Source organism: Rummeliibacillus sp. BSL5 (assembly GCF_052928305.1).
In genome coordinates this window covers 412917-437880 of sequence record NZ_JAVGCV010000001.1, presented here as the reverse complement: position 1 = coordinate 437880, position 24964 = coordinate 412917, and the positions used below count along the sequence as shown (strand labels likewise).

The 24964-nt window shown below is 35.3% G+C and carries 33 protein-coding genes; 7 read left to right on the top strand and 26 right to left on the bottom strand.

All coding sequences use genetic code 11. The features are described from left to right. Window positions 1-23 precede the first annotated feature (23 nt). The 21 genes from RCJ93_RS02250 to RCJ93_RS02150 form a co-directional block, all read right to left on the bottom strand. Window positions 24-233 carry a hypothetical protein gene (locus RCJ93_RS02250; protein ID WP_446738266.1) on the bottom strand — a complete coding sequence of 70 codons (210 nt, stop codon included), beginning with the start codon at window positions 231-233 and terminating at the stop codon, window positions 24-26. Between the two features lie 465 nt (window positions 234-698). Continuing rightward, window positions 699-1181 (bottom strand): sigma factor-like helix-turn-helix DNA-binding protein, encoded by a 483-nt coding sequence (locus RCJ93_RS02245; protein WP_446738265.1) that lies wholly within the window; start codon window positions 1179-1181, stop codon window positions 699-701. A 117-nt stretch (window positions 1182-1298) separates the two neighbouring features. After that, window positions 1299-2387, bottom strand: a complete 1089-nt coding sequence (locus tag RCJ93_RS02240; RefSeq protein ID WP_446738264.1) for a GTP pyrophosphokinase — start codon at window positions 2385-2387, stop codon at window positions 1299-1301. A 313-nt stretch (window positions 2388-2700) separates the two neighbouring features. Continuing rightward, the gene (locus tag RCJ93_RS02235) at window positions 2701-3183 is read right to left on the bottom strand and encodes a Panacea domain-containing protein (protein WP_446738263.1); all 483 of its coding nucleotides are present in this window, start codon (window positions 3181-3183) and stop codon (window positions 2701-2703) included. Window positions 3184-3188: 5 nt separating this feature from the next. Then, window positions 3189-3983 (bottom strand): hypothetical protein, encoded by a 795-nt coding sequence (locus RCJ93_RS02230; protein ID WP_446738262.1) that lies wholly within the window; start codon window positions 3981-3983, stop codon window positions 3189-3191. A 135-nt stretch (window positions 3984-4118) separates the two neighbouring features. Beyond that, the gene (locus RCJ93_RS02225) at window positions 4119-4307 is read right to left on the bottom strand and encodes a DUF3954 domain-containing protein (RefSeq protein WP_446738261.1); all 189 of its coding nucleotides are present in this window, start codon (window positions 4305-4307) and stop codon (window positions 4119-4121) included. A gap of 149 nt (window positions 4308-4456) precedes the next feature. Next, window positions 4457-4639 carry a hypothetical protein gene (locus tag RCJ93_RS02220; RefSeq protein WP_249775577.1) on the bottom strand — a complete coding sequence of 61 codons (183 nt, stop codon included), beginning with the start codon at window positions 4637-4639 and terminating at the stop codon, window positions 4457-4459. A 19-nt stretch (window positions 4640-4658) separates the two neighbouring features. Continuing rightward, entirely contained in the window at window positions 4659-4835 is a 177-nt protein-coding gene (locus RCJ93_RS02215) for a DUF6877 family protein (protein ID WP_446738260.1), read from the bottom strand. Next, entirely contained in the window at window positions 4798-4998 is a 201-nt protein-coding gene (locus tag RCJ93_RS02210) for a DUF6011 domain-containing protein (protein ID WP_446738943.1), read from the bottom strand. The genes RCJ93_RS02215 and RCJ93_RS02210 overlap by 38 nt, the downstream gene beginning before the upstream one ends. A gap of 472 nt (window positions 4999-5470) precedes the next feature. After that, window positions 5471-5680: a hypothetical protein gene (locus RCJ93_RS02205; RefSeq protein WP_446738259.1), complete on the bottom strand. Its 210-nt coding sequence runs from the start codon at window positions 5678-5680 to the stop codon at window positions 5471-5473. Continuing rightward, on the bottom strand, window positions 5680-6534 hold the full coding sequence (locus RCJ93_RS02200) for a DnaA ATPase domain-containing protein (RefSeq protein ID WP_446738258.1): 855 nt from the start codon (window positions 6532-6534) through the stop codon (window positions 5680-5682). The genes RCJ93_RS02205 and RCJ93_RS02200 overlap by 1 nt, the downstream gene beginning before the upstream one ends. Further along, entirely contained in the window at window positions 6449-7255 is an 807-nt protein-coding gene (locus tag RCJ93_RS02195; protein ID WP_446738257.1) for a DnaD domain-containing protein, read from the bottom strand. Before RCJ93_RS02195 ends, RCJ93_RS02200 begins: the two co-directional genes overlap by 86 nt. A 12-nt stretch (window positions 7256-7267) precedes the next feature. Then, window positions 7268-7435: a hypothetical protein gene (locus RCJ93_RS02190; RefSeq protein ID WP_446738256.1), complete on the bottom strand. Its 168-nt coding sequence runs from the start codon at window positions 7433-7435 to the stop codon at window positions 7268-7270. A 3-nt stretch (window positions 7436-7438) separates the two neighbouring features. Continuing rightward, the gene (gene recT, locus RCJ93_RS02185) at window positions 7439-8245 is read right to left on the bottom strand and encodes a recombination protein RecT (RefSeq protein ID WP_446738255.1); all 807 of its coding nucleotides are present in this window, start codon (window positions 8243-8245) and stop codon (window positions 7439-7441) included. A gap of 35 nt (window positions 8246-8280) precedes the next feature. After that, on the bottom strand, window positions 8281-8445 hold the full coding sequence (locus RCJ93_RS02180; RefSeq protein WP_446738254.1) for a hypothetical protein: 165 nt from the start codon (window positions 8443-8445) through the stop codon (window positions 8281-8283). Continuing rightward, a complete protein-coding gene (locus tag RCJ93_RS02175; protein WP_446738253.1) occupies window positions 8442-9380 on the bottom strand; it encodes a YqaJ viral recombinase family nuclease in 939 nt (312 codons plus the stop codon). The genes RCJ93_RS02180 and RCJ93_RS02175 overlap by 4 nt, the downstream gene beginning before the upstream one ends. A gap of 73 nt (window positions 9381-9453) precedes the next feature. Next, entirely contained in the window at window positions 9454-9645 is a 192-nt protein-coding gene (locus RCJ93_RS02170; protein ID WP_446738252.1) for a hypothetical protein, read from the bottom strand. A gap of 277 nt (window positions 9646-9922) precedes the next feature. Further along, window positions 9923-10186, bottom strand: coding sequence for a hypothetical protein (locus RCJ93_RS02165; RefSeq protein ID WP_446738251.1), 264 nt, complete (start codon window positions 10184-10186; stop codon window positions 9923-9925). Then, window positions 10187-10705 carry a helix-turn-helix domain-containing protein gene (locus RCJ93_RS02160; protein ID WP_446738250.1) on the bottom strand — a complete coding sequence of 173 codons (519 nt, stop codon included), beginning with the start codon at window positions 10703-10705 and terminating at the stop codon, window positions 10187-10189. A gap of 65 nt (window positions 10706-10770) precedes the next feature. Further along, window positions 10771-11070 carry a hypothetical protein gene (locus RCJ93_RS02155; protein ID WP_446738249.1) on the bottom strand — a complete coding sequence of 100 codons (300 nt, stop codon included), beginning with the start codon at window positions 11068-11070 and terminating at the stop codon, window positions 10771-10773. Between the two features lie 33 nt (window positions 11071-11103). After that, a complete protein-coding gene (locus RCJ93_RS02150; protein WP_446738248.1) occupies window positions 11104-11349 on the bottom strand; it encodes a helix-turn-helix transcriptional regulator in 246 nt (81 codons plus the stop codon). A gap of 161 nt (window positions 11350-11510) precedes the next feature. Between RCJ93_RS02150 and RCJ93_RS02145 the strand changes: the two genes are divergently transcribed. The 7 genes from RCJ93_RS02145 (at window position 11511) to RCJ93_RS02115 (ending at window position 16579) form a co-directional block, all read left to right on the top strand. After that, entirely contained in the window at window positions 11511-11876 is a 366-nt protein-coding gene (locus RCJ93_RS02145) for a helix-turn-helix domain-containing protein (RefSeq protein WP_446738247.1), read from the top strand. 112 nt (window positions 11877-11988) lie between these two features. After that, window positions 11989-12780, top strand: coding sequence for an SHOCT domain-containing protein (locus RCJ93_RS02140; protein ID WP_446738246.1), 792 nt, complete (start codon window positions 11989-11991; stop codon window positions 12778-12780). Window positions 12781-12802: 22 nt separating this feature from the next. After that, window positions 12803-13327 carry an ATP-binding protein gene (locus RCJ93_RS02135; RefSeq protein WP_446738245.1) on the top strand — a complete coding sequence of 175 codons (525 nt, stop codon included), beginning with the start codon at window positions 12803-12805 and terminating at the stop codon, window positions 13325-13327. A 2-nt stretch (window positions 13328-13329) separates the two neighbouring features. After that, on the top strand, window positions 13330-14400 hold the full coding sequence (locus RCJ93_RS02130) for an N-acetyltransferase (protein ID WP_446738244.1): 1071 nt from the start codon (window positions 13330-13332) through the stop codon (window positions 14398-14400). Continuing rightward, complete coding sequence (locus RCJ93_RS02125; RefSeq protein ID WP_392993381.1) at window positions 14378-14752, top strand: ASCH domain-containing protein; 375 nt, start codon at window positions 14378-14380, stop codon at window positions 14750-14752. The genes RCJ93_RS02130 and RCJ93_RS02125 overlap by 23 nt, the downstream gene beginning before the upstream one ends. Window positions 14753-14825: 73 nt before the next feature. Continuing rightward, window positions 14826-15305 carry an ImmA/IrrE family metallo-endopeptidase gene (locus RCJ93_RS02120; RefSeq protein WP_446738942.1) on the top strand — a complete coding sequence of 160 codons (480 nt, stop codon included), beginning with the start codon at window positions 14826-14828 and terminating at the stop codon, window positions 15303-15305. 80 nt (window positions 15306-15385) lie between these two features. Continuing rightward, window positions 15386-16579 carry a tyrosine-type recombinase/integrase gene (locus RCJ93_RS02115; protein ID WP_446738243.1) on the top strand — a complete coding sequence of 398 codons (1194 nt, stop codon included), beginning with the start codon at window positions 15386-15388 and terminating at the stop codon, window positions 16577-16579. A gap of 80 nt (window positions 16580-16659) precedes the next feature. On the opposite strand, the gene odhB is transcribed toward RCJ93_RS02115, so the two are convergent. The 5 genes from odhB to RCJ93_RS02090 form a co-directional block, all read right to left on the bottom strand. Then, a complete protein-coding gene (odhB, locus tag RCJ93_RS02110) occupies window positions 16660-17910 on the bottom strand; it encodes a 2-oxoglutarate dehydrogenase complex dihydrolipoyllysine-residue succinyltransferase (protein WP_150284585.1) in 1251 nt (416 codons plus the stop codon). Between the two features lie 31 nt (window positions 17911-17941). Continuing rightward, window positions 17942-20752 (bottom strand): 2-oxoglutarate dehydrogenase E1 component, encoded by a 2811-nt coding sequence (locus RCJ93_RS02105; protein ID WP_150284586.1) that lies wholly within the window; start codon window positions 20750-20752, stop codon window positions 17942-17944. A gap of 231 nt (window positions 20753-20983) precedes the next feature. Beyond that, window positions 20984-22402 carry a HAMP domain-containing sensor histidine kinase gene (locus RCJ93_RS02100; protein ID WP_446738242.1) on the bottom strand — a complete coding sequence of 473 codons (1419 nt, stop codon included), beginning with the start codon at window positions 22400-22402 and terminating at the stop codon, window positions 20984-20986. Continuing rightward, entirely contained in the window at window positions 22399-23079 is a 681-nt protein-coding gene (locus RCJ93_RS02095) for a response regulator transcription factor (protein ID WP_066787908.1), read from the bottom strand. The genes RCJ93_RS02100 and RCJ93_RS02095 overlap by 4 nt, the downstream gene beginning before the upstream one ends. Window positions 23080-23210: 131 nt before the next feature. Next, entirely contained in the window at window positions 23211-24944 is a 1734-nt protein-coding gene (locus RCJ93_RS02090; protein WP_190323428.1) for a sensor domain-containing diguanylate cyclase, read from the bottom strand. Window positions 24945-24964 lie beyond the last annotated feature (20 nt).

Here is a 24964-nt window from a genome sequence, read left to right as displayed (position 1 = left end):
AATACTATCAACATTTACTTTTCCTAATGTGAAACTAAATTAAAAATATAGTATGCAGCCACTAAAAATATAAGCGAAGCCATTGTTCCAGCAATCTTATTAGGCACTCTTAATACCTTAAATAAAACTATCAATATTACAACGGTGATTACAAACAGTGCTAAAATTATTCCGAGTTGCATTGCCAATCCGTTAATTACTCCGTTATCAAAATTCTTATCTATTATTTTCATATCACACCTCTAGACTCACTATAAGAGAATAGAAAAAATGTGTATATTACATATTTGATAATCATAATAAAAAAGACTACCGCTAGTAATCGATAGCCTTTCTATGAGGGGTTTTCAATTCATGTTGAGATATACATCATCATTTTGATTTAGCATCTCATATAAACGAACAATACAGCCGAGCCTAGAATACCTAGCTTTGTAGCATGTATTTAATTATTAGATGCTCCGCATTATTCGCTTATATGAAACGGTACTTAAAAAAATACAGACCTCAATGTGGCTGAAAGCCAAATGTTTATTCCTCTTTAGCATGATATAACCAATGGAATTTATCTTCTTGGGTTGGTTGGTTGGTTTTTATAACCTCTGAGGGTTGATTTTTAAGAGAAGTGGAAAAACCTGCTCCCCCTATAATCCCCCTCATATATGCTGAAATCGTATGACAACGTATGACAAAAAACTTTATGCAAGCTCCTTAAAAACCTTACTTTTTGCTCTATTAATATTGGTTTGAACCGTGCTCTTACTGAGTTTTAGCTCATTTGCAATTTGTTGAAAACTTTTTTGTTCAACAACGTGTTTTACATAGCAAATTCTCTCTTTATGACTCCAAGATGCGAATATTTTAGCTAGTCGTTTCTTTTCATCTTGTGACATATAAAGCTGCTTTGAATTTATATCATAGAGCTGATCTGTAATGTCTGGAATAACGTCGATAGATTCAAAGAACTGCTTTTGATAAATGGATCTTTTATCTACACCACGATAGGCATCTGGATTACGTCCTGTTTCCATCCAGTCAATTGCGAATGTCATACTCTCAATCATGCTATTGATTTGTGTTTCATCTTCAAAATTATCTATATCTATTTTTGCTTTCATTTTGTGTAATGCTGCGCGGTTCTCTTTATATTCTTGCAGCAAGTTATCTGCCCAGTTTTCCATTGCTACTCCCCCTTATTAAAGTAACAAAAAAGGAGCACCAAATAAACGCAGTAATTGCGTAAATTCGATGCTCCAGGTTGTTCCCGTAAGCTGACCTTCAAATATATCTCTTTAATCCTAATTACTAAATTTCCTTTGTATACTTTCAATCACTGACTTTGATCCTAGCTCCGAAAAGTTCGATAGTCCGTATACATATTTCTCCAATAAATCTACATCCTTCCTTAACACTAGCAATATATAATATAAATAAAATAGAACTATACTTTTATCTACAACAGGTACTGAGACCGAAAGATCTTCTGGATCTTCCGTTTTCATCCATTCTATAAAAAATTCTAGCAGCGAAACTCTATTTTGTTGTAGTAGAGTATCTAATTCTTCAATAGTATTTATATTAAATAATTTTAATTTTTTTAAATCTTCATCAGAAACTATATGCTTACTTTCCAAAAATTCACCATCAGTAACAAGCCCTGTCTCTAAAATGTCAGAATAGATTGTAGATACAACTCTAGATGACGCTAGATATTTTTCTATACTTACCTTATCTATTGGAATATCTAATTTATTCTTTTCAAATTGTCCATTTACTTTTTCTTCGTATTTAGATAATTCATTTTTTATTCTAATAAATTCCGCATCTGCAAGTTCAAGTAAGCCTGAAACTCTCGAAAATTCTCTTCTTATTTGAATAGGTACCTCAACAGCAGATTTATATCCTAAATCATGTTCAATTTCTGCCCATGCATGTTGTAAAATGGATCTAATTTGCACTTCAAATTTTATATTATTAAAACGTTTATACTCTGTCATTTTTGCTCTAACGCTATTTAAAGATAAAACATAATGAAGTGAAGAGTATCCGAATACATCAGGTTTTTCTTTAACCCTTTTATCAATAGAATTTTTCCAGTCTACTTCATATTCTGATTTTAATAATTCTGCTACTTTATCTACATCATCATCAAAGTAAGTAATTATTCTTAATCCTACTACATCCGTTATTTCATCTAACGTATTATACTTCTTTTTATCGTTTACTTTTTTCTCCAAACTTTTTAATTCCTTAACTCTTTTTTCAATCTTGTGTACTTTCAATCCATTATCTTCTAACAAAGACTCTAGTAAATTTTCCATTGATTTTTCACATTGTTCAAATAGTTCTTTATTATAATTATAATTATCTAATATTTGTTTTGACACCATTTGTTTTCTCCTAATGTTTATAAAAATATAATATTAGTATTCCATAAATGTTTTAAATCAACAATACTTACCTTTTTAAATAGTTTTAAATTTCTGCGTACATTTAATCTCCGAATGTGTCAGCTCACCTTTATGTAATCTAAATACCTACTTTTTATAACTGTATTAATTCTTCTCTAACTTTTAATACCTTATCTCTATCCATTTTAGTTAAACACCATTCATCCCACATCCCCTTTTTAGCAAATAAAAAAGAGCACCAAATAAACGATTAATTATGTAATTCCAATGCTCCCGTTGTTATAGTATTTTAAGAACTTGCTAAACTCGCTTTATATTCTTTTGCTAACTCTGGCAAATCTAAATTAGAATATTTTCTTTGATTAACGATGGGATAAGTTGCATAAACATATTTGATAAAGTCATTCCAATTAAAATATTTCGTCTCTTTAATAACAGTATCTAATATTTTCTTCTCTTGTTTGCTTAGCTTTATAATTAAATTTTCATTACTAGAGCCGGTGAAGTCTAGAAGTTCCTTATTATTCCCAAAGGCCGAGGAAGTATGGATAATTTTCAATTTAGAATCTTTTGCCGCTACATCAAATACATCACTAACGTACGGGCCATAATGATCAAAGTACCAATCAATATTAGTAATCTGATGATTATATTTAATTGAACTTTCCCAGTCAGCTAAGTAAACCATTTTTGTAGTCCTTGTTTTAGATAATTCATCTTTATATGGATAATTCTCGACAATATAATATAGTATTTCATTAATTTTACTCATAATCCTCACCCTTCCCCTAAAGGCAAATTATTTTCAATTGACTCTACCAATAACTGTCCAAATGGCCCTTCTAAAAACTCTGATAAGTGTAGTTCATCATGATTTAGTTTTTCATTTGTTGTTTCGATAACAATTACTGCTATTGCTCTATCATTGTGTGTTAAATTTTTGCAAAAATAACATCTACTCTTCATTGAAATATTTTCTAAAATACTTCTTTCCATACCTGTTTGCTTTGTTACGTAATCAAGATATCTTTTTGGGGTTCTTTCGAAACTAGGAATCTTGTCAACATAAAATGTTCCATTCATCCAAGCTTTAGAAATATAACCATTATCTTTTGAATATGTATCTCTACCCTTTTTTGTATATACAGGATTTTTAGAATACCTTCCTATAGGGATAAATAATTCATTTGCTATATTATAACGATATATTGAAATTCTGTCCTGATAAGTTAATTCTAAAGAAAAGTTAATATATTTTATTATCATTTCAGGTGTTGCTTCAATGGTGTTATTTAATGATTCTACTGTATTCTTGATTGAATCCAATTGGCTGTTTAATTTACTATTTGATAATTTTAACGAAGACATTTTCTCCTTGGAATAATTTGATTGTATCCAACATACACAGAAAATAATAATCGTTAACAAAAGCCAATACCACTTACCTACTATTAACTTGTTAAACTTCGGTATTGCTAACCCAATAGGAATAAGTAGTAAAAATAAATTCCCCCACTCGGTTTTCCAATTTTTAAAGGAGAGTGCTATTCCATCAATTATCTTTTTAACCATAACAAAGTCCTTCCCTATTTCTGAATTTATAGTTATATTATCTCATAATATAAACAAAAAAACACATTTTTTTCATAAAACATCTACTCATAAAGAAGCCAACAGATTTCTAAAATTATTGCTATTTAAGTTCTATTAAAATTTCTGTGTATATTTGATTTCCGAATGAGTCGGTAAGCCTCTCTGCCAAGAAATTTCTTGTTTACCGTAACCATTCAGAGGTGTATCTAAATGAATCAATTGACCATCACATACGACATACACTGCATTTTTACATAAGTCAATTTCAGCAATCATGATATGTTCTTTAATTTTTTTGACCATATTACGCCTCCGCTATGATGTTTTTTATAAAAAACGAATCTTAACAGATTCTTATTCGTATATTCTAATACCGTATTGATAATATTGGAGGTGGACGGTCGGCAAACAGTCTAATTACCTCCCCTTTCACTTACACGTTTGAACTTGATTCAAGCGTGTTTTCTTTTGTTCAATTCCATTAGCACCGCATAAGCGCCACCATTTTTATTTTCAGTTTGAATCTTGCTGATTTGCTTCCAGCCGCGAGTTTCATAGTCATCAATCCTTTTTTGTAAGTCCATTGCTGTATATCCTCGAAGAATTTTTCTTCCAGCATCTCTTCCCCAAGCCATCTAATCACCTCATCCGTTTTTATTTTCGCTCTAATACACGAGCGACATTTCTCATGTATCTTAATTGCTGCTCAATGTACGGCCCTTCCGGTTTTCCACCACTTGCTAGATAATCCGCAATACGCTTGTCCACATCTTGCAGTACCTCAATTGGCATCTTAGGAGCAAGCTGCGCTAATTGTTCCGCTAATGACATCATTTTCACCGCCTAAAATATCGAAAATTGTTACTTGATTCTTTAAAAAGTCCTCTTCTGCTTTTCGTACCCGACAAGTTGGACCAATGCCAAACTTTATGGATTGTTTGGATTTTAAAGGCCGATTACAACGTGCACAAAGACATACACTTTCATCATTCATTTTCTTTACGTTTCCATCGCCATCTTGATAGCAAGACACATCCATGCAACAGTGACTGTTACAATCATTAATTCAAACACTGACAATACCCTTACCTCCCTTTCTAATTTCAAAATCTTGCGAACTTTTATAACCTTGTTTCTCCATTTCACGTAAATCCAATAAACACTAAATGTACTACCAATAAACTCCCATATATAATAATATTGGATATAATAGGAGGGTTTTATGAGATACTTTTCAATTACTCTATCAATATTTTTTGGTAGTATTATTCTATTTTTATTAACACTATACTTAATTCAAGATGAAACATTTATGGTTCCAATCGGCTTCGTACTATTTTTATTAATGTCAATAATAATCACTTTGTTAATTAGAATCATAGAAATAATAAAGAAGAAGTAGCTCTGCCATAAGGAGCTATTTTTTTCTGCCCAGTTCAACTAACATATTTGTTCCTACAGCTAGTTCACGCAACCCCCTTAACTCTGCTATCACCCGACAAAAAGTTGACTGCATATTCCAAAGCTCCATCACGATCTAGCCCTGTGATTTCCCTTAACTCTGCTGTGTACTTTTCGAAGTTGTCGCCGAATGTCTTATTACCAAACTTTTCATACTGGCAATAGGCGATAACAATCTGATCAATAATGTATTTGATGTTGTTTGTTGGTTTCATTAGTTTGCCTCCCTCATCTTCAATAATCTGTGATTCAATTTAATATCCTGCTTAATCGTCACTGTATAATCGCTACACATTTCAAAAATTCGTGTGCAAATCGCTTCGTCAATGTCCAGCATGTCATCAAACGATAATTCGCTTGAAATAAGTAATGGCTTGTTATTGAGATAACGATAATTTATAACTTCAAACATTTTTTCAACTTGCCACGGTGTAGCCCTCGGCTCTTTGATTCTTACGCCATTTACAATCTTGGTAACGGGCTTGAACAGATCATCGATAAATAAGACATCCACTTCTTTTAAGCGCTGAATTTTATTTGCCAGTTGGTCAAAGTCACTACGCAAATCCTCTGTTCCTTCGATGTAAGGAAAGTATAGGACTGGCACTAATAAATTCTTAATCATGCCATTTGCAATTGCTGATAAGAGATGTGTTTTCCCTGCTCCTGGTTGTCCAATCAATGCAATACTGTTGCAACGTTTATTTTTAATGTTGTTAAATGCTTGGCAATATTGAAAAGCTGTATCGTACATTTTTTTAATGACCTCTTGATAACCTTCTGTACGAAAATTACCGAAAGTCATTTTCTGAAATTCATCTGTAATCTCCGATGTCCTTAGCAATTTATTAATCTTCTTTTGCTTCACACAGGAACATTCCACCCAAACCTCTTCTTTGCGAATGTACTGGCCGTTTCCAAACACATCTGCTTCTCGCCATTCAATAAAACCGCCTTGATCTTTGCATTTATCACAGTTGTAATTAATCGCTGCAATAGTCTCCGAAGATTCTTGAATTGTTATCCTTGCTTTGAGTGCTTGCATGACTTCGTCGATTGTTCTGGCCATTCTGTTCACCTCGTTTGTTAGATTCATAGATTTCAGCTTGTTGGCGAGTAGTTACTAGGTTCTTTTTCCAACCGTTTAAAATCGATGTAGCATATCTCATTGGATTAGTAACTTTCGGATTTAAAGCTGTAATTTCAAAAGCATATAAAACTAAATCCTTATCAAAATCATCAACCAACCCTCCAAGCATTTCTCCAACGATTGGAGTTACTAGAGAAAAATTGCTTTCATAAAAGTCTTTCACCTTTACAAAGTTCATGTCAGGTTGGTTGTTGTTAGTACTTAGTAATCTATTAGTATTTGGTTCTTTCAGTACTTGGTTAATATCAGTACTTAGTAGTGTTCGATTCTCTACTTCTAGAAAATCTACTTCTTGGTTTTCAACTTCTTGCTTTTCTACATGTTGAAAATCGGTAAGTAGAGAATTATCTTGTGGTACTTCATGTACTATCGTTTCCCACTCTTTTATGCGCTGCCCTTGTCGAACTGGTCTTCGCTCAACATAGCCACACTCTTTTAATTCATTTAAACCAGCTCTAAAGGATGCTTTTCCATCCGTAGAATGCTTAACTAATTCGTCAAAATAGAACACCCAATCATCTGGCATTGAAAGCATGTAAGCTATAATTCCTTTCGCTTTCCATGAGAGCCGTTTGTCGTTAAGTGCTGTGCGATTCATAACTGTGTAGTTGCCATTTTTAGCGACTCGCATGATTCCCATCTCTAAACCTCCTTAAATTTTGTTAGTCTCGCAAATTGCTAATCTATTACTGACTTTAATCACTCGATAGCCGTCATAGCGTTTCATATAGTCGAGTACCAGTCTTTTAATTTCATCTTTATCGCCCTGAGCCTGCTCGAAAATCCATGCAGGCAGGACTACTTTTGTTTGATTATTCATCGTTTATTCTTCTGTTACTTCGCCTTCTAAAATTTGATCAGGCGCTTGCACAAATACATCTTCATCAGGCGTAACATCTTTAAAACTTCGACCGACGCCTTCGTCATAAGCCACTTGCTCTTGCATCTCTACACTAATCGGTAAGTACTTCCACATATGACGGACCACGGTTTTCTTGGCCATTTCTTCATAATCGGTAGACCAAGGAGAATAGTTTGAGTTTGCAGCCTTAGAACGACCTTTTCGCTTCTCGATATCTGCTTTACTCATAAACTCAAATTGATGTCCACCATCTTTGAAATGGGCTACTGCATAGGCTCCAACAAAAGACCCTTTATCCGTCGACATTGTCGGTGTATGTTTTAACTTCGGTTCTAGGCCCAGTTCATATTCAAAATCATCATTTTCATAGACTGCATGAGAATAAATAGATTGGATATGACCACTACGTCTAGCGAGATCAATCATTCCTTTGTAACCGATGATGAATTGAACTTCCGTAATTCCTTTTTTACCGTTTTTAAATGGTAACAAATAGCATTGGCCAAGTAAGCCAGGTTCTAACCCTAGTTGAGCCGCTTGCATAACTGCCCCAAGCAAACTTGATACATCAGCTTCACGCAGAGCTGGGGTTGTCCTAATTGTTGTCATAGCCAAGCGTGTTAAACGGTCAACGCTCATATGCTTTGGTAGAGCTTCTGCCATTGCAGGAGCCATTTGTTTCATGTAATCCTCAATAGTCTTTGTTTTGTTTGTTTGAGCCGGGGCTTGTTGCTTCATATGTTCTTTTAGTTCAGTTGTAGTTGCCATTATATTTTCTCCTTTATATTTATTAGTAATTGATATTATTGAAGAATCCTTGTTTTTGATGATTCAATTTTTGATAAATTCAATTTTGATCCACAACGTGTGCAAAAAAGAGCTTCTTCAATGTGCCAGTTTTTTGCACAAACACTACATTTCACATGTTTCGTTTCTTCTTTGGACATTCCAGCAATTTTTTTCTTCATTTCATTGCCTCCTTAATTTTTAATACACGAGCATTGGATTCTTTCGTATATTTCTCGTAAACATCCGGCGCTTCTTCCTTCAAACGCTTACTATCGATTGTTTTTCGTGTTTGTGATTTATAGGTCACCTTAAAGCGTTCTGAGTAGCCTTCTGACGCACTTTCTAGTTGCATTTTAAGTTTGTTCTCATACTCTTTTAATTGGCTTTCTAGGCTCTTCTTTTCTGATTTAAGAGACTCTATTGCTTCAATTAATGTGTTAGCTTGTTCATCCAATACAATTGCAGATCCATCGTCTTCTGGATAAAGTTTTTGTAAAAGTTCAGCTGCCGATGGACTTCCGTCAATTTCAGGTGGTGTTTCTGTAAGTACGTGATTTTCCCAAAAATTTTTCTCGAGATTAATAAGCAATTCTATAAATTCTTCATCACGCTCAATCTCTTTCCAAACAAATTGATTTCCACCGATTAATACAGCGATATAGGCCTTTTCATAGCCAGTGACAGCTAGATAATGTTGCACCTGGCATATATAAGTTGCAGGTACGCTATCCCCATCCCAAACTTCTTTGTTATAGGTAGAGGTTGTTTTACATTCGAGCAATGCTTTTTCACCGACCACAACACGATCTAGGTTTGCTTGTATGAATGGGTAATCTTTATGCTTAAGCATTTTGTTCATTCGGCGCACCTTTTTGCCAGTTCGCACTTCAAACTCCTTAGCTACAACATCTTCAAGAACATTGCCCCAATAAATAAACTCATTGTCGATTTCTTCAACATGCTCCCCTGTTTTTTCAAGATAAAGTTGGAATGGTGATTTCCATTTGTTAAATCCTAAGATGACGGAGCTGTCACTGCCGCCAATTCCTTTTTGGCGTTGTTTCAACCAATCTTGACGAGACATATCAACTGTTGAAATGAAATGTTGAACCATGCATTTTCTCTCCTTTCGTGATAATCACGTAAATACTGTTAGTAATGGGGACCACTTTGTGAGAGTGGTCTTTTTATATTTCTTGCAAAGCCCCAACCTTCTTAAGGTGACTTTCAAGACAGGATGTGCAGCAAAACAACTCATCCTCAAACAACACACCTTCGTACCCTTGGAATACAAAATCTCTACATTCTACACATTGACCTTCTGGAGCTGCATACGACTCTTCGAATCCCTGGCCAATTACCATTGGATTTTCTAACATTGTTGCACCTCCTTTCTGTTTATTTGATGCTAATAACTCGCATCATGAAGCACATGAGTAGATAAACTCTTTGTATAGGTTTTTATCTCATGCGCTTCATGACAGGAGCTATCCTGTCGTGTTATAATGACTAAACGATAGACTTATCATGTAGCTGGTTAACTCGCACAAGTTAGCCAGCTATTATTCATTTTCATGTCTATGTGAAAAAATCATTGATGTAAGAATGATAGTAAGAGTTACCGCAACACTTACGATGATTAGCATATCTAAGCGATCATACATAAAGCTGCACCACCTTCATTGTTACACCAGCTTCTTTCATCTTCTGAACAATCTCTTGCATCCTCTTTTGCTCATTACGCATTCTCTGCATTTGTTGCAAGACCTTGATTGACTTTTGCGCATCCAACAAACATTGCAATGCTTTTTCTAGGTCACCGCTGCCTGCCATTGCATCCGCTTCAACTAGCAAGTCTTCTACGCATTCCAATTCTTCTACTGCTTTTTCTACGTCTACTGCTCTGTATAAATCCGTCATTTATACTCCCCCTAGCGCTAGATATCCATTGCTAGCAAGTGATCTATAATGCTTCTGCCATAAATCCACATAGTTAATTCCTGCTTCCATACATATCACTGCTACCAAATGGTCAATTGCTGTTTGCGCTTCAACCAATTCATCTAACGTTTCTTCTAAATTTTGTTTTTCAAAGTGTTCAATTTTCCAAAGTGGTTTCACTAAACTCGTTTTTTCAAGTTGATCAATAGCCTCTTGCATTTCTTCAAGTGTCTTTTCTTTTACCGCGGAGCGATGTAAATCTACATTTGGCCCATCAAGCCAGAGTGTCCCTGTACCAGTAAATTCAGCTTGTACTTGCAGACTGAATATTGGATTATCAAACTCTTCCGCAAGTCTTTTGAGGATTGATGTAGGAGCTTCTATACGTCCAGTTTCGTATCGAGAAAATGTTTCTCGCGAGACGCCAATCCTTTCTGCAATCTGTTCCTGCGTATAACCTTTCCGCAATTCTCTTATTAATTCTTGTGAATTTAACATCTCTAATCCCCCATATGATGTGCTGAAACTGCACGTCGTTTTTATTTTTACTTGGTAAAATTACATTAAGTATATTTTTCAATCATGACTGTATTTTCTTCAATCCACTTGAATACAGCATCTCTAGGATATCTAGCAGAAATCGCAGTCAACCTTGGAAATGACGGATCACGCGTTAGCTTGTCAACTGTTGGATAAGCTACGGACAATATTTCTTTTAAATGTTCACGTCTTAGAACTGGCGGATATGTGAAACGTTTCTGCCCTTCTTCAATGCCACGTTCGAAAGCTTGTTGAATTAAAATTTCGAATTTTTGTATAAGGTATTGTTCATCTAGCCCTTGTAATAGTGTAGGTGTGTTCATGCAATAATTTCCTTTCAATTAAGATAATCACCCTCAAACACAACAAAATGTTGTTTTATTAATCAAAAAAAATTTGGTTGGTTCAACATTAAACAAGGAAGAGATGGCTAAAGCAACCTTTAAAGATGGTGTTCTTACTCCTTGTTCAATCATGCCATAGTAACTTTCTGTAATAGTGATATTAAATTCTTTGGATAACTTTTCTACCACATCTTTTTGCAGCCATCCATTTTTCTTACGATAATCAACTAATGTATTTCTTCTTTCTGAGTAATTCAATTTAACACCTCCCAACTTTTTGTTGTTTTAATTTTACCCAACAAAAAGTTGTTTGTCAACAAAAATAACCAGATTTTTTGTTGTTTCCGTTTTTATTTGTCTACATACCCAACTGATAGTTGTATAATTATATTAGTACTGCTAATGAAAGGAGTTTATTAATGGCTACTGTTCCTCAACGGTTAAAAGAATTACGAAAACAAGCAAAATTAAACCAAGCTGATGTTGCTAAATTCTTAAACATCTCAGAGAGCGCATATGGATATTACGAACAAGGTCGTAATGAAATTTCTATTAGCAGTGTTCAAAAGTTAGCTAAGAAATATGATGTTAGTGTTGCTTATATTTTAGGAGAGACTGATTCCCCTACCCTTTACGTAGAGGAAAAAGACGAAGAAGAATTCCAAGCATTTGCTAATGATCCATCACTGCAAAAATGGTACAAGGAACTTCCGAAGTCGAAGGAAGAAGATTTGCGTAAGCTGCGTAAGATGTGGGAGATTTTGAAGGATAATGGTGAGTTGTAGTACAGTTGTAGTACAAGCTACGGCTATTTTAAAAGGACACAGAATTGTGTCCTAAAAAAATAAATACCAATGTAAATATTTTTCATTTTAATGAGGAAAAAGGGGTGCTGACGTGGGCTTTTTTGATTCAAAAGCAATATGCGCTGTGTGTAATAAAGAAACCGGTTTGAATAGATATAGGATTGCTAACAAAGAATGGATATGCCCAGAATGTTTTAAAGAGGCTGGTTTAAAGAAACTTGGACTTAACAATAAGCCAATTCAAAAAATGACAATTGAAGATATTCGGGAAGCTATGTCCAAGAAAAAAGCAAACGACGATGAATTGATTGCTTTTACCCCAACAAAAAGAATAGGAAATTATATAGAGTTTGACGACGATAACAGAAAATGGCTGATTCTTTCTTCTATCCTGGGAAAACGTGATAAATCCCATGTTTACAAATACAGTGATATTGTTGATTTTGAATTACTAGAAGATGGTGAATCAATTACTGAAGGTGGTATTGGACGAGCTTTAGCTGGGGGTGTTTTGTTCGGAAAAACTGGCGCTATTGTTGGTGGTGTCACTGGTAAGAGAAAAAATAAAGCTGTATGCACCAATTTAAAAATCAAGATTACACTTAATGATATTAATAACCCTGTAGCTTATATTACTTTTTTAAATACAAAAACCAAAAAAGATGGCTTTATATATAAAACAGCCTTTAAAGATGCGCAAGAATGCTTATCGGTATTTCATTTAATCTGCAATGGCAATACAACTCCGACACCTAGCATCGTTAATAATGAGGTTGCTACATCAGCTGCAGACGAAATAAAAAAATTTAAAGAGCTGTTGGATGACGGTATCCTTTCACAAGAAGAGTTTGACACGAAGAAAAAACAACTGCTAGGAATTTAAAGTTTAGTAGAGAGGTGATTGCATGAAAAATATTATTTTTATTGCAGGTATTCATGGGGTTGGAAAGACTACTTTTTCAAATGAATTAAGTGAAATTTTGCAAATCAAAAACTTTAGTGCGAGTGATTTAATTCGAAGAAAAAATCAAAAGTTAATGTTTTTAGATAAAAGGATTGAAGAAGTACAAAGCAACCAAGATATTCTTGTCTCGGCTATTAATGAATATGTTACTGAAGAAAATTTTATATTAGATGGACATTTCACCCTTCAAAACAAAAATGGAACGATTGATAACATTCCCAATAAAACCTTTAGATTACTAAACCCTTCACTGATAATTTTATTAAGTGACCAATGTGGTGAAATTCTTACTAGATTAAATAAACGTAGTTCTCTAGCTAGGTTCTCAATTGAGAACCTAGAAGAAATGCAGTCTAAAGAAATTAGCCAAGCTTATTCTATAGCGAAAAAACTTGATATTCCAATCATCCGATTATCAGGTTTTAAAGAATTTAAAAAATTTCTTTCCAACAAAAGGAGTATTTAACTATGAGTCGCTCAGATTATTTTAAAAAGGATTTATTTAAAAATATCAATTTGGAAGACCCTTTCTTTAATTCTCTTAAAGAAGATTATAAAGAATTTGAAGATTGGTTTGAAAAGAAAAAAGATAACGAAGCTTTTTTCTATAAAGATCACCAAGGTATACAAGCGTTTCTATATTTAAAATGTGAAGATGAAGCTTTACCAGATATCATGCCTCCCCTTCAAAAAAAGAGACGTATTAAAATTGGTACTTTAAAAATAAACCCACATGGTACTAGAGCAGGTGATAGATTTATAAAAAAGGCTATTGATTATGCAATCCAAAACAATTCTAACGAATTATATGTCACTGTTTTTGAAAAACATGCTGCCTTAATATCTCTATTAGAAAAGTATGGTTTTTATGTATATGGTAATAAAACTACAGCAAATGGTACAGAAAAAGTTTTAATTAAGGATTTGTCTATTGATAATTTTGATTTGGAAGAAAATGCTCGTTTAACTTATCCTTTAATTTCAACTAATAGAGCTACTCATTTACTCGCAATTTATCCAGAGTTTCATTCTAGATTATTCCCTGACTCAATACTTAATACCGAAAAAACTTATGATGTAATCGAAGATGTTTCATATAGTAATAGTATAGAAAAAGTTTACATTTGTAGAATGAAAGGCGCTGCAAGTATTCGACCAAACGATCAGATAGTAATATACCGTACAAAAGATGGAAATAAATCTGCTTACTTCAGTGCGGTAGCCACATCTATTTGTACAGTAGTGGACGTAAAGACACGAAACGACTTTGCAAATGTGGAAGAAGCAATACAATACTGTAAATCATATAGCATTTTTACAGAAGACGAGATTAGAAGAGAATATAATAGTAGTAAACCTATGATTGTTATTAAAATGCTTTATTGCCACGCCTTACCAAAAAGAGTTATAAGAAAAAAACTTATCGAAGAATGCATGATTGACAGCGATCAGTACTGGGGTATAATTAAATTGAGCGAACATCAGTTCAATAAAATTCTAGAATTAGGTGAAATAAATGAAAGTGTTGTTGTCGATTAAGCCTGAATTCGTTAAAAAAATCTTTTCGGGAGAAAAAAAATACGAGTATCGTAGAATGATTTTCAAACAAAAAGATATTGAATCAATAGTTATATATTGCACACAACCTATTGGTAAAGTTGTTGGAGAGATAACTTTTGATGAAATATTAAACCAAGAAATTGATGAACTATGGGAAAAAACAAAATTTAACTCTGGTTTGTCTTATAGTTATTATAAAGAATATTTCCGTGATAAAGATAAAGGTTATGCTATAAAAATTGATAAATTAATTCCATATAATGAACCAATATCTTTAGCTGAATTTGACCAATCATTACATCCTCCTCAATCGTTTTGTTATCTTAAATAAGTTGTTCTCAACCCTACTTCCCATAAGTAGGGTTTTCATTTATACTTATACAGAACATACGTTTGTGACGGAGATGAAGATATTGAATTACCTAGAAGACTTTATTAAGAATTTTTATATGCATTTAGGCATAAATAATCCCATCCAACTAAAGATGGAAGATATTTCCCGTAAATTAAATATTGGTCTCTTTAACTGGAATGAACCCAGCCAAGCTCTCTTTTTAAATGGGCATCCATATATCTTTTTAAATTGTCACTCACCACATAATTTTCAATGGCAAGACTTCTGCCATGAGTTAGGCCATATATTATGGCATGCAGGCGATCAGATGCGCCTCCCCACATCTTTTGTCGAGTATCAAGAATTTAAAGCTAACAACTTCTCTCTTCATGCGGCTGTGCCAACTTTTATGCTTAATGAACTGGATTTACCCGAGGTATATGATGAAGCCGTAACGCTAATTCAAAAAAAATTTCGAGTTAGTGCCTCGTTTGCAGCTCGTAGGTTAAATCATTATGTTAATAACCATATACATACATCACAATATTGATAGCTACTGTGACAAAATAGCACAAAGTAAACTGATTCTTGATGCTACGATTTATGTAATAAGTTAAGGAGGAATTAATAATGGCATCATATTCTAAATATAGCACCGCTAAGGGTGACCGATGGTTAATTAAACTTTCTTTAACTGACCCTATAACTAGGAAAAAGGTAAGAACCACGAGAAGAGGATTTAAAAAGCTAAGTGAAGCAAAATTAGCTGCCCAAAAACTAGAGGCCGAAGAGAAAAAACAAACAAGAAATCTAAAGTCACATTTTTTCTTCAGAGAAATATTTTTAGAGTACGAGGAAGGGTACTCCAAACATCTAAAACCCTCAACTGTCTATCGCAAGTCAATAGATTTTAATAAATGGATCCTCCCCCATTTTGGTGATAAACGTTTAAAAGATATTACCAAGAAAGAGTGTCAGAACTTCATTGACTTTATGTCGACTCAGTTAAAATCTTATAAACCTATTGTTATTCAGGCGCGAAATGTATTTGATTTTGCCGTCCAGAATGATTATATCGAGATGTCGCCTTTTAATAATACTGTATATCCAAAAGTCACTACATTCGAGGAAAAAGAAAAGTTAGAGAACTTTTGGAACAAAGAACAATCCATCTATTTTTTAGAGCAAGTAAAGAAAAATGAGACTTTAAAAAAATATGCTCTATTTCGCACATTATTGCTTACAGGTATGCGTAAAGGGGAGCTCCTAGCTCTTCAGGAAAAGGACTTGAAAGATGATACACAAACAATCAGCATTACCAAAACATTATTCTATGACTCTGACGGTAATTATCAGATACTAAAACCTAAAACCCCTTCATCCCTGCGAGATATCCATCTAGATGCAGAAACATATAATGTTTTGAAAGACCTAATTAGACAAAATAAAAAGCTAAGGTTAATAACAGGCGAAAATGTTAGCACCCGATTTATTTTCACAAAAGAAACTTCATTCGAACCCTATCGCAATTCTTATGTTAATGAGGTTTTAAATAAACTGTGTAAACGATATGATTTACCACGTATAACCGTTCATGGTCTAAGACATTCATGTGCTTCTTTGTTGTTTGCTGCTGGGGTAGATATCAAAGTAGTTCAAAAATTATTAGGTCACGCACATATCGAAACTACGATGAATATTTACACGCATGTGACCACTGAGGCTATTGAAAAAACAACAGACTTACTCATAAATTACTTACAAAAACCTATTCCAAAAAATTCTGGTGGTCAAAATGTGGTCAAAAAGAATTTTAAGCATTAAAAAAGCCCCTGATTCCTCAGGAGCTTTCTTTATTCGTTTAATTATTAAAACCTCTCAAACACTTGATACTACAGGGTTTATTAAGATTCTAACAATAAATCTTCTGGGTTTTCGATCAAGTCTTTTACTGTTTTCAAGAAGCCAACTGATTCTTGACCGTTGATAATGCGGTGATCGTAAGAAAGTGCCACATACATCATTGGACGGATTTGTACTTCATTGCCAACAGCAATTGGGCGGCTGACAATGTTGTGCATACCAAGGATTGCAGCTTGGTCGCCGTTGATGATTGGTGTAGACATTAATGAACCGAATACACCACCGTTTGTGATAGTAAATGAGCCACCTTCTAGGTCAGAAAGAGCTAACTTTTTGTTACGCGCTTTTGTTGCTAGTTCAGCGATTGTTGCTTCAATTTCTGCAAAGTTTTTGCGGTCTGTATCACGAACGTTTGGAACAACTAATCCATCTGGAGTCGCTACAGCTACGCCGATATCATAGAATTTATTGTAGTGCAATTCGTCGCCGACGATTTTAGCATTAACAGCTGGATATTTTTTAAGAGCAGCTGTTACAGCTTTTGTGAAGAATGACATGAAGCCTAGGCGTGTGCCGTCGTGTGCTTCTTGGAAGGCATCTTTTTTACGTTTGCGAAGCGCCATAACATTTGTCATATCAATTTCGTTGAATGTTGTTAGCATTGCAGTGCTTTGAGAAACTTCTAGTAAACGTTTTGCAGCAGTTTGTTGGCGACGAGTCATTTTCACAACTTCTACCCGAGAATCGTCAACATTTTTAGCTGGTGCTGCTTTTGATGCTTCCGCTTCTTTAGGAGCAGCAGCTGGTGCAGTTCCATGAGCTGCTACGTCTTGAACACGTACACGGCCTTGCGGATCTACTGGTGAAATTTCGCTAAGATTAATACCTTTTTCACGTGCTAATTTGCGAGCGGCTGGGCTAGCGATTACACGGTCATTTGAAGTTGTTTCTTCCACTACAGGTGCTGCGGCTTGTGGAGCTTCTTGTTTTGGCTCTTCCGCTTTTGGAGCTTCTTCTTGTTTTGGTTCTTCTTTTGGTGTAGGTGCTGCAGCTGCTCCGCCTGCTTCTACTTTAGCAATAACAGCTCCTACTTCTACTACATCGCCTTCTTGAGCTAGGATTTCAGTTAAAACGCCTGCTTCTTCAGAGATGATTTCTGCATTGACTTTATCTGTTTCTAACTCAACGATGAATTCACCTTTATCTACGTGGTCCCCTACTTGCTTAACCCAACGTACGATTTCACCCTCTGTAATTGATTCTGCTAATTCTGGAACAATAATGTCTGCCACTTTCATTTCCTCCTTTGTCTTTTAACGTTTCTTACTTACTTGATAATGCTTCATCAATAACTTTTGCTTGCGCTTCTTTATAAGAATCCGCATCGCCTTCTGCAGGACTTGAATGCGCGTCACGACCAACATACACCACTTTTTGGCCTTTACCAGCTAATTCGCGCATGTATGGATCTGCAAATGACCAAGAACCCATATTTTTTGGTTCTTCTTGCGTCCAAGCAAGCGTTTTGACTTTCGGGAATTTCGCTAGAATTTCTGCGATTTCTTCTTCTGGGAATGGATATAATTGTTCTACACGTACTAAGTGCAAGTGCTCATAACCTTCTCCACTACCAATTTTTTCAGCAAGATCAATTGCCATTTTACCAGATGCAAATACGATTTTTTTCACTTTCTCTGCATCTTGGCCTGTTGTATTGTGTTCAATTACTGGGCGGTATTCGCCGTTTGTTAATTCTTCTACATCTGCTCCAACAAGCTGATTGCGCAGAAGTGACTTCGGACTCATCATGATGAGTGGACGAACAGCATCTGTGCCTAATGTTTTAGCTTGGCGTCGCAATAAGTGGAAGTAGTTTGCTGCACTTGAAAGCATTACTACAGTCCAGTTATTTTCAGCTGATGATTGCAAGAAACGTTCTAGACGAGCACTTGTATGCTCTGCCCCTTGGCCTTCAGCTGAATGTGGTAGTGAAATAACAACGCCTGATTTAACACCCCATTTTGAGCGAGTACTTGAAATAAAGTTATCAAACATGACTTGTGCCATATTCGCAAAGTCACCATATTGTGCTTCCCAAATAGCAAGCGCTTTTTCATTTTCTAAATTGTAGCCATATTCATAAGCAACCATTGCTGCTTCAGATAATGGACTATTGATTGGTGCAAATGATGCTTGTGAACCTGAAATATGGTGCAATGGCACATATTCATTGCCGTTTTGCTCGTCATGTAACACAAGATGACGTTGAGAGAACGTACCGCGTTGTACATCTTGACCAGAAATGCGTACTGGTGTGCCTTCTTGCAGAATTGTACCGAAAGCAAGTGTTTCAGCATGACCCCAGTCAATTTTACCTTTTCCTTGGAATGGATCACGGCGACGGTTTAAGATTTTCCCTAGTTTTTTAAACACATGGAAGTCTTCTGGGAATGTCAGAAGTTCTTCGTTCATTTTTTCAAGACGTTCTTTTTCAACAGCAGTTGCAATGTCTTTTGGTGCGCCATTTTTCACAGCTTCTGGCATTTCAAGGCTTGTTTCATGGCCTTTGCCCACTTCTTTGACATAATCTAGCGCTGTTTGTAGCTCATCTTTAATATCTTTTTGAAGTTTTGTAACATCTTCTTCTGTCACAATATTTTCAGAGACAAGTTGTTTGCCGTATAAAGCACGAACAGTCTCATGATTATGAACAATATTGTACATTGTTGGATTGGTGATCATTGGTTCATCCATTTCGTTATGGCCATAACGGCGATAACCAATCAAATCAATGACAATATCCTTGCCGAACATTGCACGGTACTCAACTGCAAAACGAGCCACTTGCACGACTGCTTCTGGCGCATCAGCATTGACATGAATAACTGGTACTTCATAACCTTTTGCAGGATCTGATGCATAAACAGTAGAACGTGAATCTTGACGTTCAGTTGTAAAACCGATCATATTATTTGCAATAATATGCACAGAACCGCCAGTATTAAATTCTAATGTACGAGAGTAGTTTAACGTTTCTGTCACAATGCCTTGCCCCGCAAATGCTGCATCACCGTGCACTAAGATAGCAAGCGATTTAGATTTATCTTGTTCAGGAAGGCCTGGTTTTTCTGTAGCATCTTGTGCTGCACGTGCTTGACCAGTAACCACAGGACTCACTACTTCTAAGTGAGAAGGATTGTAAGCCATTTTAATAGTAGATCCGTTTGGTGCTTTATATGTTGCACCAAGATGATACTTCACGTCGTTAGACCAGCCTCTTGTGGCTTCTAATGAGCCGTCTTTTGGCAAGAATAACTCGCTTGGTACATGTGCAAAGTCTGCAAGCATCATTTGATAAGGTTTATGCACATTATGTGTTAACACATTTAAGCGACCACGGTGTGCCATACCGATTACTACATCTTTCGTACCGCGATTTTCAGAGCGACGGATGAGTTCATCTATTAGTACAACTAATGAGTCTACTCCTTCAATAGAAAAACGTTTAACGCCGACAAAAGTTTTATGAAGGAATTGTTCGAATCCTTCTACTTTATTTAACATATTTAGAATTTCTTTTTTCTCATCAGCTGAAAGATTGTTTTTTAAAGCGCCATTTTCAACTTTTGATTGAATCCAATTCTTTTCTTCTTTATTTACTACTTGGCTAAATTCATAGGCAATCTTTTCTGTATAGATTGATTTCAAATAATTTATTGCATCTAGCGCATTGTGAACGCTTGCAGGAACGTCTTTTAATAAGATAGAAGCAGGCATATTAATTAGGTCTGCATCTGTCAATCCATATGCATTTGCTTCAATGCGAGAAAAATCTTTTGGTTGGTTGTTTAATGGGTAAAGATCAGCTGCTAAGTGACCGATTTCACGGATGGCTTCTGCATACTGTACGGCAGCCAATACTTTTTCAATATTGCCTGCATCAACAGTTGAAGTAGCAGTTGAATTTGAAGTATTTACAGAAGGTGCACCATATTGTTTGAAAAGTGCTACAAGGTCTTGGTCTACTTCTTCAGGATTTGTCAGATAAAGATCATACATATCCATTACATAGCCAAGGTTAGGACCAGAAAACGCAGCCCACGGCGAACTTGCAAGTGAATCGTTGTTTGACATGAGAATTACCTCCAACTTTTTGCCAAGTGGCAGTTCCATTAATTAAAGTTTTAATTTCAGAAAATCCACTGTATATTTTATCATTCTTCCAGCCAATTCGGTACAGCAAGTTAGATTGGTTTAAAAGAACAATTTTCCTTTCAATCTTACTACTCTTCACAAAAAATTCAATGTTTTTGAGAGAATTGAGCATTTTTTTTCTTGAATGATGTAATAATTACATAAAAGACATCAAATTTGGTTGTTTTCTAACGGGAATGTTATCTGAAATTTAGTTCCCTCCCCTAATTTACTGGAAACAAAAATTTTGCCGCCATATTTATTGACGAGCATATGAGCGATACTCAATCCTAAACCTGTGCCACCCTCTTCTCGAGATCTTGCTTGATCTACACGATAAAATCGCTCAAAGATATAAGGTAAATCAGACTCAGCTATACCAATACCATGGTCTTCGACTTCGATTTTGCAATTTTTCCCTTCGATTGTCAAGCACACAAAAATTTTGGCATCATGGTTGCTATAACGAATGGCATTTTGGAGCAGATTTCGGACGATTTGGCCCAATGCACGTTGGGAAATCGCTGCATAAACATTTGTAAAGTGATTCTTCACTATTTCAATCTTCACTGAAGGATATAAATGTAGCTGTTCTTCAACTATCTCTCTTATCGTCTCTTCCACATTGCAATGAGAATCTTGGGCAACACCCTCACCTCTAGCTAGTTCTAACATTTCTTCTACTAAATCTTTCATTCGCTTAATTTCTGTTAAAGAGGTTTCTAAAGATTCCTGTAAAACTGCTGGATCATCTTTCCCCCATCTTTTGATTAACGAAAGATGCCCTTCTACCACTTGAATAGGTGTTCTAAGTTCATGGGAAGCGTCTTGGACAAATTGCTGTTGTAATAGAAATGTTTGCTCTAATTCTGCCATCATCTTGCGATAGACTTGAAGCAAATCACCAATCTCATCTTCATAGCTATATTCCATTAGTATAGGCGTACCAAACCCTTCCTCCGCGACATTCAGCATTTCTAACCTTAGCTCATGAAGCGGTCTTAAAAGAAAGTTCGCAAGGAAATGACCAATGTAAAAGGAAATAATCAATGCCCCTAAACCGAGTATGCACATCGCCATTAAAAGATAATTCATCAACGAATGAAAAGAGTCTAAAGGGTGTGTCAATTGTATATACCCCAAAAAAGGCGACATTTGCAATTTACTTGTAGCTACAAAACAATCTATTCCTTCTAATTTTTCCTTTTCTACAATATAGCCTTGTGAGGGTACTTGTTTCTTGATTTCCGGTATCTGATTGATGGTATCGTTAATCCGCAAAATTTCAATGCCATCTTTATTTAAAATACGTACTGTTTGATTTTTATCGATAATTGAATTCATTAAACCACGATTCGAGCGAATTTCATCAATTGTCATACCGCTTCCTTGAGATTCAAAGAAGACCTGTAAATCATCCATTGTCCGATTGACTGATTGATGTTCTTGCGATAAAAGCCATGTGTGCATGGACCAGTACAACACGGAACAAATGATGGCAAAGCTAATGAAAATCACAACCGCCGAGGTAAGTGCCCACTTAGTTTTCAACGATGATCTACGGAAAGAGAATAAAATTTTTCTGTTCATTCACGCATCACATAACCTACGCCCCGCACTGTTTCAATATAAGTGCTGGCACTGTCAGGAAGTTTCGCTCTTAAATGTCGTATGTAAACATCTACAACATTTGTCTCCACATCACTTTGATAACCCCAAACGCGCTCCAGGATATGGTCTCTTGTACAAACTCGATTTTTGTTTTCAATAAGGAGGCGTAATAAATCGAACTCTGTTTTGGTAAGCTCAATCATTTTTTCATCTACATATGCTGTATAGGCAGCTTGGTCTATTGTGATATTTTTATATTTTAGCAAGTCTCTACTTTCTGGGGCGGCTGCTGTTCTCCTTAAAATAGAACGTATACGAGCAAGCAACTCTTCGATGGCAAATGGTTTTACGATATAGTCATCTGCTCCTGCATCGAGACCAGCCACCCGGTCCATTACTGCGTCTCTCGCAGTAATAAGTATTATAGGCACCTGGGAATGGCTTCGAATTCTTCTACATACTTCAATGCCATTTAAACCAGGGAGCATGACATCAAGGAGAATCACATCGATTTTCATATTTTCTTCTAGTGCCTTTTGTAAACCTTCTCGACCATCAAAGCATGTTGATACGCTAAAACCTTCATGAGAAAGCTCCAGCTCTATAAATCTTGCAATATTCTTTTCATCTTCAATTAATAAAATTCGTTTATTCATACACACTGCCACCATTCTTACTAGTTTGAGGTGTCACATAAATTATGACACGAATTGTACGTTTAAACGCTGTTTCAATTGGTACGTTCTATAATCAACAACAAAAGTGCTTATTATAGATGGTGGGCAAGCTACCGTACTAAGGTTGAATCTCTTGTTTCTTGTATACTCTCCATATAATGATAAGAGTCTTTTCCTGCTACTCTTTTAGCATAGTATAATGCCTGATCTGCCTGGTCTAGCAACATAGCTACTGTAGAACCATGCTCTGGATAGCAGGCAACTCCAATTGATGATGTAGGGGAAAAGGTATGTGGTCCTATCATCCAACCAGTATGCAAAATGTCTTGTATACGACTGATTGTTTGCCCAATTTGCTCTTTCCTTTTCATCTCATCTATCGATAAATCTGTTAAGACGATAATAAACTCATCTCCACCTATCCTTGCCACAAGGTCACTGTTTCTTACGCTTGAAGAAAGTGCTTCTCCAAAGCTTTTTATAAATTCATCACCTATTTCATGCCCATACGTATCATTAATTTCTTTAAAATTGTCGCCATCAATAAATAATAGCGCTAAAGAGCTTCCTGAGCTGTCTGCAATCCGGATGTATTCGGTAACTTTCTCGATTAAAAATCTTCTATTAGGAAGCTTCGTCAGGGCATCATGATAAGCTAAATATCGCAGTTGTTCTTCCATTTCTTTTCGTTCTGTTACTTCACGAGCTACTAGAACAGTTTGATATATACCCTTACGTTTTGAATCTCTTACTTTTGTCAATTGTGCTTCAGTCCAAAAGGTACGGCGATCCTTTGAACAAATTTCTAATTCTAATTTTATACTGTCGAATTCCCCATGTTGCTTTAGCTCTTTTTGCATTTTTTCAGCACTATCTTTTGACAGTAGATCCATATAAAACTTTCCTATTAACTCATCTTTCCCATAGCCTAGTTTTGCCTCATGATTAGGTGAAACATACTGAATAATGCCCTCATCGCTTGTTATGACGATAAAGTCTTTGGTATGTTCTGTAATAAGCTGAAAAAGCTTTTCAGTATTTTTTAATTTCGTCAGTTGCATTTTTTTATTAGATACATCAAAACTTATACCTAAATAATGCTTAATTTCCCCTTGATCATCTGTGATAGGTACAATCGTTGTATCTAGCCAATAGTTTCTGCCGTACTTGGTTCGATTACACATTTCTCCACGCCATATAAAACCGCTCGATATTTGGGACCATAATTCTTTATAAAATGCGCGAGATTGTTTTCTCGAATTCAACATGGCATTGGTATTGCCAATCAACTCCGAAGCAGAATACTCCGTTGTTTGTTCGAAACTAGCATTGACATATTCAATGACCCCCTGCGTGTCAGTAATACATATATTTACTGCAACGTTGAACGTATCAAAGAGGTGCTTCATCATTGATGGGCTTATTTTCAAGCTATTAAAGGCTGCAGAATTACTGGCAGTTCCTTCTGAAGTTCCTATTTTTAGTTCTTCAATTTTTGAAGTAGAAGCTAATAGATATGTATCTTTATCGTATTGTATAGGTATACAAACTGTTTTATTTGTTTGAATTCTTTCATTTTCCAAATAGAAATCATGATAAGTCACTTGTTGATTATTAGCGATGGCCTCCTCATATTTTTTCTCTATTAATGGGACAGATACTCGATTAACTATTTCTGTTAAATATTTACCTTCCAGCTTATCTGAAAAAAAATCCTTTGCTGCTTGGTTTGTATAAACGTATCGATAACCGTTAATATCCTTTTTCATGAGAAAAACAAGAGATTGGTCTAACTGATATATTGCATGAAATTGTTCTCTTGTAATAAATGCTTCTTGCATCATGCATTTTCCCTCCTCATCAA

Coding starts and splice junctions, on each gene's coding strand:
- RCJ93_RS02250 (WP_446738266.1), bottom strand. CDS start 233: ATGAAAATAATAGATAAGAATTTTGATAACGGAGTAATTAACGGATTG.
- RCJ93_RS02245 (WP_446738265.1), bottom strand. CDS start 1,181: ATGGAAAACTGGGCAGATAACTTGCTGCAAGAATATAAAGAGAACCGC.
- RCJ93_RS02235 (WP_446738263.1), bottom strand. CDS start 3,183: ATGAGTAAAATTAATGAAATACTATATTATATTGTCGAGAATTATCCA.
- RCJ93_RS02230 (WP_446738262.1), bottom strand. CDS start 3,983: ATGGTTAAAAAGATAATTGATGGAATAGCACTCTCCTTTAAAAATTGG.
- RCJ93_RS02225 (WP_446738261.1), bottom strand. CDS start 4,307: ATGGTCAAAAAAATTAAAGAACATATCATGATTGCTGAAATTGACTTA.
- RCJ93_RS02220 (WP_249775577.1), bottom strand. CDS start 4,639: ATGGCTTGGGGAAGAGATGCTGGAAGAAAAATTCTTCGAGGATATACA.
- RCJ93_RS02215 (WP_446738260.1), bottom strand. CDS start 4,835: ATGTCATTAGCGGAACAATTAGCGCAGCTTGCTCCTAAGATGCCAATT.
- RCJ93_RS02210 (WP_446738943.1), bottom strand. CDS start 4,998: ATGAATGATGAAAGTGTATGTCTTTGTGCACGTTGTAATCGGCCTTTA.
- RCJ93_RS02205 (WP_446738259.1), bottom strand. CDS start 5,680: ATGAAACCAACAAACAACATCAAATACATTATTGATCAGATTGTTATC.
- RCJ93_RS02200 (WP_446738258.1), bottom strand. CDS start 6,534: ATGGCCAGAACAATCGACGAAGTCATGCAAGCACTCAAAGCAAGGATA.
- RCJ93_RS02195 (WP_446738257.1), bottom strand. CDS start 7,255: ATGGGAATCATGCGAGTCGCTAAAAATGGCAACTACACAGTTATGAAT.
- RCJ93_RS02190 (WP_446738256.1), bottom strand. CDS start 7,435: ATGAATAATCAAACAAAAGTAGTCCTGCCTGCATGGATTTTCGAGCAG.
- recT (WP_446738255.1), bottom strand. CDS start 8,245: ATGGCAACTACAACTGAACTAAAAGAACATATGAAGCAACAAGCCCCG.
- RCJ93_RS02180 (WP_446738254.1), bottom strand. CDS start 8,445: ATGAAGAAAAAAATTGCTGGAATGTCCAAAGAAGAAACGAAACATGTG.
- RCJ93_RS02175 (WP_446738253.1), bottom strand. CDS start 9,380: ATGGTTCAACATTTCATTTCAACAGTTGATATGTCTCGTCAAGATTGG.
- RCJ93_RS02170 (WP_446738252.1), bottom strand. CDS start 9,645: ATGTTAGAAAATCCAATGGTAATTGGCCAGGGATTCGAAGAGTCGTAT.
- RCJ93_RS02165 (WP_446738251.1), bottom strand. CDS start 10,186: ATGACGGATTTATACAGAGCAGTAGACGTAGAAAAAGCAGTAGAAGAA.
- RCJ93_RS02160 (WP_446738250.1), bottom strand. CDS start 10,705: ATGTTAAATTCACAAGAATTAATAAGAGAATTGCGGAAAGGTTATACG.
- RCJ93_RS02155 (WP_446738249.1), bottom strand. CDS start 11,070: ATGAACACACCTACACTATTACAAGGGCTAGATGAACAATACCTTATA.
- RCJ93_RS02145 (WP_446738247.1), top strand. CDS start 11,511: ATGGCTACTGTTCCTCAACGGTTAAAAGAATTACGAAAACAAGCAAAA.
- RCJ93_RS02135 (WP_446738245.1), top strand. CDS start 12,803: ATGAAAAATATTATTTTTATTGCAGGTATTCATGGGGTTGGAAAGACT.
- RCJ93_RS02130 (WP_446738244.1), top strand. CDS start 13,330: ATGAGTCGCTCAGATTATTTTAAAAAGGATTTATTTAAAAATATCAAT.
- RCJ93_RS02125 (WP_392993381.1), top strand. CDS start 14,378: ATGAAAGTGTTGTTGTCGATTAAGCCTGAATTCGTTAAAAAAATCTTT.
- RCJ93_RS02120 (WP_446738942.1), top strand. CDS start 14,826: ATGAAGATATTGAATTACCTAGAAGACTTTATTAAGAATTTTTATATG.
- RCJ93_RS02115 (WP_446738243.1), top strand. CDS start 15,386: ATGGCATCATATTCTAAATATAGCACCGCTAAGGGTGACCGATGGTTA.
- RCJ93_RS02105 (WP_150284586.1), bottom strand. CDS start 20,752: ATGTCAAACAACGATTCACTTGCAAGTTCGCCGTGGGCTGCGTTTTCT.
- RCJ93_RS02100 (WP_446738242.1), bottom strand. CDS start 22,402: ATGAACAGAAAAATTTTATTCTCTTTCCGTAGATCATCGTTGAAAACT.
- RCJ93_RS02095 (WP_066787908.1), bottom strand. CDS start 23,079: ATGAATAAACGAATTTTATTAATTGAAGATGAAAAGAATATTGCAAGA.
- RCJ93_RS02090 (WP_190323428.1), bottom strand. CDS start 24,944: ATGATGCAAGAAGCATTTATTACAAGAGAACAATTTCATGCAATATAT.